The organism is Neorhizobium descurainiae (assembly GCF_051400715.1).
Lineage (GTDB): Bacteria > Pseudomonadota > Alphaproteobacteria > Rhizobiales > Rhizobiaceae > Neorhizobium.
Genome location: NZ_JBLFFK010000003.1, coordinates 311,285 through 323,191, shown reverse-complemented (window position 1 = coordinate 323,191; position 11,907 = coordinate 311,285). Strand labels below are relative to the sequence as shown.

The window sequence follows — 11,907 nt, the reverse complement described above, 5'->3', positions numbered from 1 at the left end:
GCCTTCACACCCACCCTCAAACCGAAACTCGCATTCAAAACCCCGCCGCCCATCCGAAATCCGCATCGAAGTGCCCGCTCCAGAAGGCATTTGCACGTCGGAGGATGCGAATCAACCACCCGTTCCCTGCCATCCATAAGGTCCCTAATTCCATCCAGAATATGGCAAACCTGGCTTTTCCCTTGCTATTGTGACCGATAAACCATACAACGCGCATGAGGGTTAAAGTGTTGACGGGATAGTCTGCCGATAGGCTGCCAGCCGCACGGGATCTGGCGCCGGAGACCGACAGTCATCCGCCGTCGCTACACTTTCTCCTGATACTCGATCCATCCGGCGGTGGCCGGAACAAGTCCCGGGTGGCGTGCCACCCACCGCTCACACGGAGCACATTCATCGGGCCTGAGGGCCTATGGTATCGTCACTCTCGTTTGGTTTTTAATGTCGCGGCACAATTTTCAGAACCTGGAAGGATTGAGGGAGCAAGAAGCCCCGTCATCTTTCCGGTTGCCGTCACAGTCATGCCCGACGGGAACATCTTTATCCGGCGCAACGACCGAATCGCACGACAGGCCTGACCTCACGGCAGGCCTTTCTGCATTCCCACGGCGGCGCCGAGGAGCAGAATATCAATGGCAGACAAAATGCTTATCGACGCGTCTCATGAAGAGGAGACGCGCGTAGTCGTCGTTCGTGGCAACCGGATCGAAGAATTCGATTTCGAATCGCAGCATAAGAAACAGATACGCGGCAATATCTATCTGGCGAAAGTAACGAGGGTCGAACCCTCCCTGCAGGCCGCTTTCGTCGATTACGGCGGGAATCGCCACGGCTTCCTCGCCTTTGCCGAGATCCATCCCGACTATTACCAGATCCCGCTCGCCGATCGGCAGGCGCTGATGCAGCAGGAGGCCGAGGACCAGCGCAAGATCGCGGAAGCCGAAGCCGCCGATCCGATGGTCGATCTCGCCAACGAGGAACAACCCGATATCGGCATCGTCGGCGCCAGGCCGGCCGAGAGCAAGCAGCCGGCCGAAGCACCCGTCGAAACGAAGGAAGCCGCTTCCGCAGAGGCCGCGCCTGCCGAGGAAGCCGAAAAGCCGAAGGCCAAGCCGAAGCGCAGCCGCTCCCGCAAGAAGGCGCCCGAAGCGGCGACGGAAGAGGCTCCCACCGCGGAAGCCGCAGCACCGGAAGGCGAAAACACACCCTCCTCGGATAATAGCGATGACGAAGGTTCGACGTCCGGCGAGATGGCCGCGATGGTCGAAACCGATTCGATCTCCGAAGACGTCGACGCCCGCCGCCGTCACGACGACGATCTCGATGACGACGAGGATGAGGACACGCACGAAAAGGAAGAGATCGAATCGGTCGGCGCCGAAGACGCGATGGAAGAGGTTCCGGATCGCGTCGTGCGCAAGCCGCGCAAGCAGTACCGCATCCAGGAAGTCATCAAGCGCCGCCAGATCCTGCTCGTCCAAGTCGCCAAGGAAGAGCGCGGCAACAAGGGCGCGGCCCTCACAACCTATCTCTCGCTCGCCGGCCGCTACTCGGTGCTGATGCCGAACACGGCGCGCGGCGGCGGCATTTCCCGCAAGATCACCCAGCCGCAGGACCGCAAGCGGCTGAAGGAAATCGCCCGCGAGCTCGACGTGCCGCAGGGCATGGGCGTCATTCTCCGCACCGCCGGCGCCAACCGCACCCGCGTCGAAATCAAGCGCGACTTCGAATATCTCATGCGGCTCTGGGAAAACGTCCGCACGCTGACGCTGAATTCCACGGCACCCTGCCTCGTCTACGAGGAGGGCTCGCTGATCAAGCGCTCTATCCGCGACCTCTACAACAAGGACATTTCCGAAATCATCGTCTCCGGCGAGGAAGGCTATCGTGAAGCGAAAGACTTCATGAAGATGCTGATGCCGAGCCATGCCAAGGTGGTCCAGCCCTACCGCGACCTGCATCCGATCTTCTCGCGCTCCGGCATCGAGGCGCAGCTCGACCGCATGCTGCAGCCGCAGGTGACGCTGAAATCCGGCGGCTATCTGATCATCAACCAGACGGAAGCGCTGGTCGCCATCGACGTCAACTCCGGCCGTTCGACCCGTGAACACTCGATCGAGGAGACCGCGCTCCAGACGAATCTGGAAGCGGCCGAGGAAGTGGCCCGCCAGCTGCGGCTGCGCGACCTCGCCGGCCTGATCGTCATCGACTTCATCGACATGGAGGAGAAGCGCAACAACCGCGCCGTCGAAAAGAAGCTCAAGGACTGCCTGAAGAGCGACCGCGCCCGCATCCAGGTCGGCCGCATTTCCCATTTCGGCCTCTTGGAGATGTCGCGCCAGCGCATCCGCGCCTCAGTGCTCGAATCGACGACGCAGATCTGCTCGCATTGCGGCGGCACCGGCCACGTGCGCTCGCAGTCGTCGATCGCGTTGCACGTGCTACGCGGCATCGAGGAGTATCTCCTCAAGAACACGACGCATGACATCACCGTCCGCACCACGCCGGACATTGCGCTCTACCTGCTCAACCACAAGCGCGTCACCGTGATGGATTACGAGAAGCGCTTCGGCGTCTCGATCTTCATCGAATCGGACGTCGGCATCGGCTCGAGCCATTTCGCGATCGATCGCGGCGAGCCGGTTGAAAACCCGGTCAAGATCGAAAGCCTGATGCAGTTCGCGGCGATCCCGGTCGAGGAAGACGAGGATGACGTCGTCTTCGAACTGGACGAGGAAGAGGACGAAGACATCGGCGAAACGCAGGCCGCCGCCGCTGTGGATCGGGGTCAGCAGGGTGAGGAACAGGGCGGACGCAAGCGCAAGCGCCGGCGTCGCCGCCGCAACCGCAACGGCGAGCGTGGCGGAGAGGCCCAGGCCGTACGGGCCGGCGGCGAGGATATCACCGCAGGCGACGACGAAGCCGATGAGGGCGAAGACGATGTCTCCGAAGCATCGGAAACCGCGGCCGGCTCCGACGGGGAAGAAGATTCGCGCCGCAAGCGCCGCCGGCGCGGCAAGCGCGGTGGCCGCCGCAACCGCAATGGTGAGGAAGGCCATGAGCTGAGCGCCGCCGGCGACGGCGAAGGCTCGGATGAAGCGGATGAAGGCGAAGGCGATGAAGCCGTAGCGGCGGCGGAAGCCTCCGAAGAGGCTGCCGTCGCGACCGTGCCGGCTTCCGCCGAGACGGAAGAAATTCCTCCGGCAAGCGAAGCCCCCGTCAAGCCGCGCCGCTCGCGTCGCGGCAAGGCTGCAGCAACAGCCGAAGCTCCGTCTGCGGAAGAAATGCCGGCTCCGGTGGAAGCCGTGGTCGAACAGGTCGAGGCAGCCCTGGGCGAGGAGCCCAAGGCTGTCGAAGACGTTCCCGTTGAGGAAATATCCGCCGCAGACGCTGCAGACGCGGAACAGGCCGATGCCGCGGAGGCGAAGCGCGTCCGCGCCAACCGCGCCTCGAACATATCCTCCTCGACAGAGGCGGTCGTGAAGAGTTCCGAACCAAAGACGCCGGACGGCGACAGCGATCCAACCAAGCCGAAAAAGGCCGGCTGGTGGCAGCGCCGCGGCTTCTTCTGAGGCGCATTCTGATCAAGCGAAACGGCCGCCTCAGACGCGGCCGTTTTTGTTTGGTGCAAGAAACGCTTCAGCCATCTGCCAAAACGAATCCGGAAATGCTTCCAACGCTTTGAAATTCGCGCCCCTTTCGCCTCAGCAATGCAGACCAACGCAGTTGTGAAGCTCCGGAAACCGTTCGACAATGATTTTGCAGTTTCTTGATCGGTCCGACTGGCTTACTTTCGGCGCAAATCGAAACCACGGTGCACCGAATTCGCGTGCCCCCCGATGAGGATACGGATGACCCGCCTGTTCAAGACGCTTGCCGCCGGTTCGATGCTGGCTCTCGCACTTTCCGCCGCCGCTCCCGCCTTCGCCCTGGACGACCAACAGAAAAAGGAGATGGGCGAATTCATCCGCGAATATCTCCTTCAGAACCCGGAGGTCCTGATCGAGGCGCAGGATGCCCTGCAGGCGAAGCAGCAGGCTCAGCGCGCCGAACAGTCCCTGAAGGGCATAGCCGACAACAAGGAGGCGATATTCTCCTCCCCGACCGACATCACGCTCGGCAATCCGAAGGGCGACGTTACCGTCGTCGAGTTCTTCGACTACAATTGCGGCTACTGCAAGCGGGCGCTCGCCGACATGGACGATATCCTCGCCAAGGACAAGAACATCCGCTTCATCCTGAAGGAATTCCCGATTCTCGGACCGGATTCGCTTGCGGCGCACCGGGTCGCGAATGCCGTTCGCCTGCTTGCGCCGGAAAAATATGGCGAGTTCCATCGCACACTTCTCGGTTCCCAGGAGCATGCCTCCGAGGAGACGGCGATCGCCGTCGCCGTCTCGCTCGGAATTGACGAGGCGGAGATCCGGAAGTCGATGACCGAGAACCCGAACGACGACCTGGTGCGCCAGGCCTACCAGCTCGCCAACGCCATCGGCATTACCGGTACGCCGACCTATGTCGTCGGCAACGAAGCGGTCTTCGGCGCGGTCGGCATCGAGGCGATCGAGGCGAAAGTGGCCAATGTCCGCGCCTGCGGCAAGGCGACCTGCTGATCCGCGATCGCCCGCCCTCGTCTCGCCGCAGTGGACGCACCGGCTTTCGGCAAGCCGGGGGCTTTTCCTTGCCGTCCTGGCGGTCTATAGGTGGCCCTGAATTTCTGGATGGAACAAAAGATCAGTGATGAGCAAGACGGTTTTCGTCCTCAACGGCCCCAATCTCAACATGCTGGGAAAGCGCGAGCCGGGCATCTATGGCGGACAGACGCTAAAGGACGTGGAAAACGACTGTATCGCAGCCGGAAGAGAGCTTGGCTTCACGGTCGATTTCCGCCAGAGCAATCATGAAGGCGTGCTGATCGACTGGATACACGAGGCCGGCGACAAGGCCGTCGGCGTCGCCATCAATGCCGGCGCCTATACCCACACCTCGATCGCCCTGCACGACGCCATCAAGGCGATTTCCGTGCCGGTGATCGAACTCCATATCTCGAATGTCCACGCGCGGGAGGAATTCCGCCATCATTCGATGATCGCTCCAGCCGCGAAGGGCGTGATCTGTGGTTTTGGCACCGCGAGCTACATTCTCGCACTGCACGCCTTGAAATCCATTACCGCCTGACAAGATAAACAGAACAATAGGGTTTGCCATGTCTGAGAAGAAGAACGGGATCGACAAGGGACTGATCCGCGACCTCGCGAACATCCTCAACGATACCGACCTCACCGAGATCGAAGTCGAACAGGACGACGTTCGCATCCGCGTGTCCCGCGCCGGGACGACGCAATATGTCCAGGCCCCGATCGCCGCAGCTCCCGCCTTTGCCCCGGCGGCGGCTCCCGCAGCTGTCGCCGCAGCGCCGGCCGCGCCCCAAGACAACAAGAACGCCGTCACGGCGCCGATGGTCGGTACCGTCTATCTCGCCCCGGCACCCGGCGCCCGCGCCTTCATCGAAATCGGCGCTACCGTCAAGGAGGGCCAGACGCTCCTCATCATCGAGGCCATGAAGACGATGAACCAGATTCCGTCGCCGCGGTCCGGCAAGATCACGGACATCCTGGTCAACGACGCGCAGCCCGTCGAATACGGCCAGCCGCTCGTCGTCATCGAGTAAGGCCCATGATTTCCAAGATCCTCATAGCCAATCGAGGCGAGATCGCACTTCGCGTCCTGCGCGCCTGCAAGGAACTCGGCATTGCGACGGTCGCGGTCCATTCCACCGCGGATGCCGACGCCATGCATGTGCGGCTTGCCGACGAGAGCGTCTGCATCGGGCCGCCGCCGTCGCGCGAAAGCTATCTGAACATCCACCAGATCGTCGCCGCCTGCGAGATCACCGGCGCCGACGCCGTCCATCCCGGCTATGGTTTTCTCTCCGAGAACGCGAAGTTCGCCGATATCCTCGAAGCGCACGGCATCACCTTCATCGGTCCGACCGCAGAACATATCCGGCTGATGGGCGACAAGATCACCGCCAAGCTGACGGCGATGGAACTCGGCATTCCGGTCGTCCCCGGCTCCGACGGCGAAGTGCTTCCCGAGAACGCGCTCGAAATCGCCAGGCAGATCGGCTTTCCAGTGCTCATCAAGGCGACCGCCGGCGGCGGCGGACGCGGCATGAAGGTCGCCAAGACAGAGGCCGATCTCGATGAGGCGCTCAATACCGCCCGTACGGAAGCCGCAGCCGCCTTCGGCAACGCAGCCGTCTACATGGAGAAATATCTCGAAAAGCCGCGCCATATCGAGATCCAGGTGGTCGGCGACGGCGAAGGCAATGCGATCCATCTCGGCGAGCGCGACTGCTCGTTGCAGCGCCGCCACCAGAAGGTCTGGGAAGAAGCCAATTCCCCCGCTCTCAATGTCGAACAGCGCACGAAGATCGGTCAGATCTGCGCCGACGCAATGAAGAAGCTGAAATATCGCGGCGCCGGCACGATCGAGTTCCTCTACGAGAACGGCGAATTCTATTTCATCGAAATGAACACCCGCCTGCAGGTGGAGCATCCGGTCACCGAAGCGATCACCGGCATCGACCTCGTGCATGAGCAGATCCGCGTCGCTTCCGGCGGCGGTCTTTCGGTGAAGCAGGAAGATGTGACCTTCCAGGGCCACGCCATCGAATGCCGCATCAATGCCGAGGATCCGCGCACCTTCGTGCCCTCGCCCGGCACGATCACGCATTTCCATGCGCCCGGCGGCCTTGGCGTGCGCGTCGATTCCGGCGCCTATGCGGGCTATCGCATTCCGCCCTATTACGATAGCCTGATCGGCAAGCTCATCGTGCACGGCCGCACTCGCGTCGAATGCATGATGCGCCTTCGCCGGGTTCTGGACGAATTCGTCGTGGACGGCATCAAGACGACGCTGCCGCTTTTCCAGGATCTCGTCTCGAACCCGGATATTGCCAACGGCGACTACGACATCCACTGGCTGGAACATTATCTGGCCGGAGACAAAGCACACTAGGGAGTTAAATGGCAGGGCGGCGCGGCAGATATTATCCGGCAATCACTCCGGACATCCTGTTGCGTGCCTATTCCATTGGCCTTTTTCCGATGGCCGAATCCGCCGACGACCCGGAAATCTTCTGGGTCGAGCCGGAAATGCGCGGCATCCTGCCGCTCGATCAATTCCATGTCTCGAAGAGCCTTGCCAAGGCGATCCGCAGGAAGCCCTTCGACATCCGTTTCGATACAGCCTTCGAACGGGTGATCGCATTCTGCGCGGAACCGGCCGAGGACCGGCCGAGCACCTGGATCAACGCCACCATCCGCAAGCTTTATTCGGAGCTGCACCGGATGGGCCACGCCCACAGCGTCGAAGCCTGGGAAGGCGAGGAACTGGTGGGCGGGCTTTACGGCGTCTCGCTCGGCTCGGGCTTCTTCGGCGAAAGCATGTTTTCAAGACGTCCCAATGCGTCGAAGATCTGTCTCGTGCATCTGGTGGAGCGCTTGAAGGCGAACGGCTTCACTCTTCTCGACACGCAATTCACCACCGAACATCTGAAGACATTCGGCGCGATCGACATCCCGAAGGACGACTATCTCGGGCTGCTGAGGGCGGCGGTGGATTCGCCGCACAGGGAATTCTGAGAGATCAGTTCGTCGCGTTCGGCGGCGGCACGTCGGAGTTCTGCTTGCAGCCCGTCAGCCAGATGTCGTAGATCGGGTGCTCCACGGCGTTCAGGCCGGGACTGTCGGCGAACATCCAGCCGGTGAAGATACGGCGGATCTTGCGGTCGAGCGTGATTTCGTCCACTTCGACGAAGCCGTCGATCTTCTGGGCTTCCGTCTCGTCACGGGAATAGCAGACCTTCGGCGTCACCTGCAGCGCGCCATACTGCACGGTCTCATCGATATAGACGTCGAATGTCGTGATGCGGCCGGTGATCTTGTCGATGCCCTTGAATACGGCGACGGGATTGGAAAGCCGCGCGGCCGAGGCGCCGTCCACCGCAAGAACCGAAGCCAGCATCGTCAGAGCGCCGATCAACCGCCTGCGTGGAAAAACCGTCATCAATCCCATCATGCTTCCCGTTTCGGCAGACAAGTCAGGTCGAGGCCTAGAGTGCGATTGTGGCCAAAACAGGTGTCAGCTGCCGGGCGTCCAGGCATCGTAGTCGCCGGTGACGCGGGGGCGCTCGCCGGTCGCGGCGAGCGAACCCTTCGGACGATAGGCGAAGGGCGTGCCGGTCAGGTTCAGCTTGTGCGGCTTCTGCCATTCGCGGGTCTTGTAATCTTCCTTCGACGGCGGAACGTCGGTGCGGTAATGCATCCAGCCGTGCCAGCCCGACGGGATCGCGGAGGCTTCGGCATAATCCTTGTAGATCACCCAGCGCTTCGGCTTGCCCCAGGAGGTCATCGGACCTTCGTAATAGACGTTGCCGAGCTCGTCCTCGCCCACCTTCTTGCCGAAACGCCAGGTGAAGAAGCGCGTACCGAGCGTCTGTCCGTTCCACCAGGTGAATATCTGCAGCAGGAGGTTTTTCATGAGTTTTCCGTCGGCTTAACAAACAGGAAGGCCATAGAAGGGCTGATCCGCTTATGCCGCTTGATACCGCTCATGTCCAGTGTTTCTGCGTTGTCGCACACGTCATTTGAGCTTCATCTTGAAGCCGAAATGGCTTTTGGCGAACCCGAGCCGTTCGTAGAAGCGATGCGCGTCGGTGCGAGCCGTGTTGGACATGAGCTGAACCAGCCGGCACTCCCTGCGCCGGGCCTCGGCAATTGCATGTTCGATCATCTGCGCTCCGATGCCCTTGCCGCGCATATCGGCGCGGGTCTGCACGGCCTCGATGATCATCGACAGAGATCCCCGGCCCGTCAGCGTGCGGTTGAAGAGGATCTGAAAGGTGCCGACCACCTCGCCGACCAATTCCGCCACGAAGAGCTGTTCGTTCGGCGAAGCGTCGATCACATGGAAGGCGCGGAGATAATTCTCGAAAAGCTCCGGATCCGCCGTGTCGCCGTGGCCGCCGATATCGTCCGCCGCAAAGAGAGCGATCAGTTGATGAAGATCCGATTCCCTTGCCCTGCGGATCGTGATGTCAGCCATGCGACAGCCCCCTTCTACGCCCTAGTGCGGCAACAATCTCTTTTCCATGATGATCGCCGGCAGGCCGGATGCCGGACCGCCGAATTCCTCCATGCGGTCCACCTCGGCAAAGCCGAGCCGCGAATAGAAGGAAATGGCGCTGGTGTTCTGCAGCGCCACTTCCAGGCGCATGATCTCGGCATCCGGAAAGCAGGTTTCGAGTTCGGCGAAGATGTCGCGTCCGATGCCGCCGCGCTGGCAGGACGGCTTGACGTAGAGCTGGTGCAGCATCGCCGTCTTGGTCATCTTCCTGTACATGGCGGCATAGCCCATGCCGCCGATTTCCTGGCCGTTGTCGGCCACCAGAAATTCGCCGCCCTTCTTCAGGATGCGCGACCGGATCGCCGCCGGCGAATGCCAGCCGTCGATCATCCGCTGCACCTGCAACGCACCGTAGAACGGATCATAGGTGTCGTGAAAGGTCTCCGTCAGCAGAGCGCGGACCTGTTCGATGTCGCGCTCACTCGCGGTTCTGACAAAGTAGACCATAGGCACTTCCCTAGCGGCATCGGCTACCCGAAAACCGCCTCACATTTTCCGGCCGATGCCGTTATTCCTCGATCCCCAGCTTCGCCTTGACGAGCGCCTGGACGGCCTGCGGATTGGCCTTGCCGCCGGTCGCTTTCATCACCTGACCGACGAACCAGCCGGCCAGCGTCGGCTTCGCCTTCACCTTGGCGACCTGATCCGGATTGGCGGCAATGATCTCGTCAACCGCCTTTTCGATCGCGCCCGTGTCAGTCACCTGCTTCATGCCGCGGGCCTCGACGATTTCGGCCGGATCGCCGCCCTCGTTCCAGACGATCTCGAAGAGGTCCTTGGCGATCTTGCTGGAGATGGTCTCGGCCTTGATGAGGTCGATGATGCCGCCAAGCTGAGCGGGCGAAACCGGAGTCTCTTCAATGTCTTTGCCGGTTCTGTTCAAGGCGCCCAGCAAGTCGTTGATGACCCAGTTGGCGGCCGCCTTGCCGTCGCGGCCTTCGGCCACCACCTCGAAATAATCCGCGATCGCCTTTTCCGAGACCAGGACAGAGGCATCATAAACGGAGAGGCCGAGCTCGCGCACGAAGCGGGCCTTCTTGTCGTCCGGCAGTTCCGGCAGATCCTTCTTCAGCTCTTCGACGAAGGCGTCGTCGAATTCCAGCGGCAGGAGATCCGGATCGGGGAAGTAACGGTAATCATGCGCCTCTTCCTTGGAACGCATGGAGCGCGTCTCGCCCTTGCCCGGATCGAAGAGACGGGTCTCCTGGTCGATCGTGCCGCCCTCTTCGAGGATGCCGATCTGGCGGCGCGCCTCGAATTCGATCGCCTGGCCGATGAAGCGGATGGAGTTGACGTTCTTGATCTCGCAGCGCGTGCCGAAAGCTTCACCGGGGCGGCGCACCGAGACGTTCACGTCGGCGCGCATGGAGCCCTCGTCCATGTTGCCGTCGCAGGTGCCGAGATAGCGCACGATCGAGCGCAGCTTCGTCATATAGGCCTTGGCCTCGTCGGAGGAGCGCATATCGGGCTTGGAGACGATCTCCATCAGCGCCACGCCGGAGCGGTTCAGGTCCACATAGGACATCGTCGGATGCTGGTCGTGCATCGACTTGCCGGCGTCCTGTTCCAAGTGCAGGCGCTCGATGCCGATCTCGATATCCTCGAACTGTCCCTGACGGTCGGGGCCGAGCGAAATGACGATCTTGCCCTCGCCGACGATCGGGTCCTTGTATTGGGATATCTGATAGCCCTGCGGCAGGTCCGGATAGAAATAATTCTTGCGGTCGAAGACCGAGCGGTTGTTGATCTGCGCCTTCAAGCCAAGGCCGGTGCGCACCGCCTGCTTCACGCATTCCTCGTTGATCACGGGCAGCATGCCCGGCATGGCCGCATCGACGAGCGAGACATTGGAGTTGGCCGGCTTGCCGAATTCGGTCGAAGCGCCGGAAAAGAGCTTGGAATTGGAGAGGACCTGGGCGTGCACCTCCATGCCGATGATCACTTCCCAGTCGCCGGTGGCGCCGGGAATCAAACGTTTCGGATCAGGCGTGCGGACGTCGACAATGGTCATCTGATGCTCTTGAAATGGTCTCGATTGGGTTTTCTGGAGGTAGAGCAATTGGCGGTGCGGCGCAAGCTTATCTGACGCTTTGGCGCAGTCAGAAGCTCGGACCGTAGGTCTCCGGTTCTTCCGCCACGAGCCGCTTGGAAAGCCCCACCGACTGCACGTCGCGATCGATCTTCGGCGAATAGGCGACCGACAGCCAGTTGATGGAATAGCCATGCTTTTCGAAGAAGCCGACCGCCTCGGCATTCTGGGCGTGGGTCTCGACGCGGGCGACCTCGAAACCCTGGCGGACGATCTCGCCTTCGATCTCCGCGATCAGCGCGCGGCCAAGGCCCTGCCCCTGGAAGGCCGGGTCGATCCAGAAATCCGAGATCAGCTCATCGAGATTTTCGCGCGCCGCCCAGCCGGCCACGGTGCCGCCCTGCTCGATGACGGTGATGGTGAGCCAGGAGGAACGCGTGAAATTCTGAAAGGCGCTGCGGGCGCTCGCGCGCATATCGGTCATCTCGCCGATGGCGTTCATGGCCTTTTCCCAGGCGCGGAAACCGACCTCGCTCAAGATATCCGTTTCGTCTTCCCGCGCATTGCGAAGAGTGGCCATGGCGTCCCCTGTTGCAGTGCCCAGTAGAACACCGAGTTCGAGCTTTTACCAGCGCAACATGTTGCCTATTGCGCTGCAGCGCTTGACGGCCGTGGAAAACACGCCT

At 61.6% G+C, this 11,907-nt stretch carries 12 protein-coding genes; 6 read left to right on the top strand and 6 right to left on the bottom strand.

The window, feature by feature from the left end:
- Positions 1 to 632 precede the first annotated feature (632 nt).
- From ACMGE0_RS08235 to aat, 6 genes are all read left to right on the top strand, one after another.
- Positions 633 to 3,572, top strand: a complete 2,940-nt coding sequence (locus tag ACMGE0_RS08235; protein ID WP_436815376.1) for an Rne/Rng family ribonuclease — start codon at positions 633 to 635, stop codon at positions 3,570 to 3,572.
- A gap of 279 nt (positions 3,573 to 3,851) precedes the next feature.
- Positions 3,852 to 4,613, top strand: coding sequence for a DsbA family protein (locus ACMGE0_RS08230; protein ID WP_436815375.1), 762 nt, complete (start codon positions 3,852 to 3,854; stop codon positions 4,611 to 4,613).
- A gap of 127 nt (positions 4,614 to 4,740) precedes the next feature.
- Positions 4,741 to 5,178: a type II 3-dehydroquinate dehydratase gene (aroQ, locus tag ACMGE0_RS08225; protein ID WP_436815374.1), complete on the top strand. Its 438-nt coding sequence runs from the start codon at positions 4,741 to 4,743 to the stop codon at positions 5,176 to 5,178.
- Positions 5,179 to 5,206: 28 nt separating this feature from the next.
- On the top strand, positions 5,207 to 5,671 hold the full coding sequence (accB, locus tag ACMGE0_RS08220) for an acetyl-CoA carboxylase biotin carboxyl carrier protein (RefSeq protein WP_436815373.1): 465 nt from the start codon (positions 5,207 to 5,209) through the stop codon (positions 5,669 to 5,671).
- A 5-nt stretch (positions 5,672 to 5,676) separates the two neighbouring features.
- On the top strand, positions 5,677 to 7,023 hold the full coding sequence (gene accC / locus ACMGE0_RS08215) for an acetyl-CoA carboxylase biotin carboxylase subunit (protein ID WP_436815372.1): 1,347 nt from the start codon (positions 5,677 to 5,679) through the stop codon (positions 7,021 to 7,023).
- An 8-nt stretch (positions 7,024 to 7,031) separates the two neighbouring features.
- A complete protein-coding gene (aat, locus tag ACMGE0_RS08210) occupies positions 7,032 to 7,649 on the top strand; it encodes a leucyl/phenylalanyl-tRNA--protein transferase (protein WP_436815371.1) in 618 nt (205 codons plus the stop codon).
- Between the two features lie 4 nt (positions 7,650 to 7,653).
- Here aat and ACMGE0_RS08205 read toward each other — a convergent pair whose 3' ends face one another.
- The 6 genes from ACMGE0_RS08205 to ACMGE0_RS08180 form a co-directional block, all read right to left on the bottom strand.
- On the bottom strand, positions 7,654 to 8,073 hold the full coding sequence (locus ACMGE0_RS08205) for a DUF2155 domain-containing protein (protein ID WP_436815370.1): 420 nt from the start codon (positions 8,071 to 8,073) through the stop codon (positions 7,654 to 7,656).
- 75 nt (positions 8,074 to 8,148) lie between these two features.
- Positions 8,149 to 8,547, bottom strand: a complete 399-nt coding sequence (locus tag ACMGE0_RS08200; RefSeq protein WP_436815369.1) for an NADH:ubiquinone oxidoreductase subunit NDUFA12 — start codon at positions 8,545 to 8,547, stop codon at positions 8,149 to 8,151.
- 102 nt (positions 8,548 to 8,649) lie between these two features.
- Positions 8,650 to 9,111 carry a GNAT family N-acetyltransferase gene (locus tag ACMGE0_RS08195; RefSeq protein ID WP_436815368.1) on the bottom strand — a complete coding sequence of 154 codons (462 nt, stop codon included), beginning with the start codon at positions 9,109 to 9,111 and terminating at the stop codon, positions 8,650 to 8,652.
- A 21-nt stretch (positions 9,112 to 9,132) separates the two neighbouring features.
- On the bottom strand, positions 9,133 to 9,639 hold the full coding sequence (locus ACMGE0_RS08190) for a GNAT family N-acetyltransferase (RefSeq protein ID WP_436815367.1): 507 nt from the start codon (positions 9,637 to 9,639) through the stop codon (positions 9,133 to 9,135).
- Positions 9,640 to 9,700: 61 nt separating this feature from the next.
- Positions 9,701 to 11,203 (bottom strand): Asp-tRNA(Asn)/Glu-tRNA(Gln) amidotransferase subunit GatB, encoded by a 1,503-nt coding sequence (gatB, locus tag ACMGE0_RS08185; protein ID WP_436815366.1) that lies wholly within the window; start codon positions 11,201 to 11,203, stop codon positions 9,701 to 9,703.
- Positions 11,204 to 11,291: 88 nt separating this feature from the next.
- Entirely contained in the window at positions 11,292 to 11,801 is a 510-nt protein-coding gene (locus ACMGE0_RS08180; RefSeq protein ID WP_436815365.1) for a GNAT family N-acetyltransferase, read from the bottom strand.
- Positions 11,802 to 11,907 lie beyond the last annotated feature (106 nt).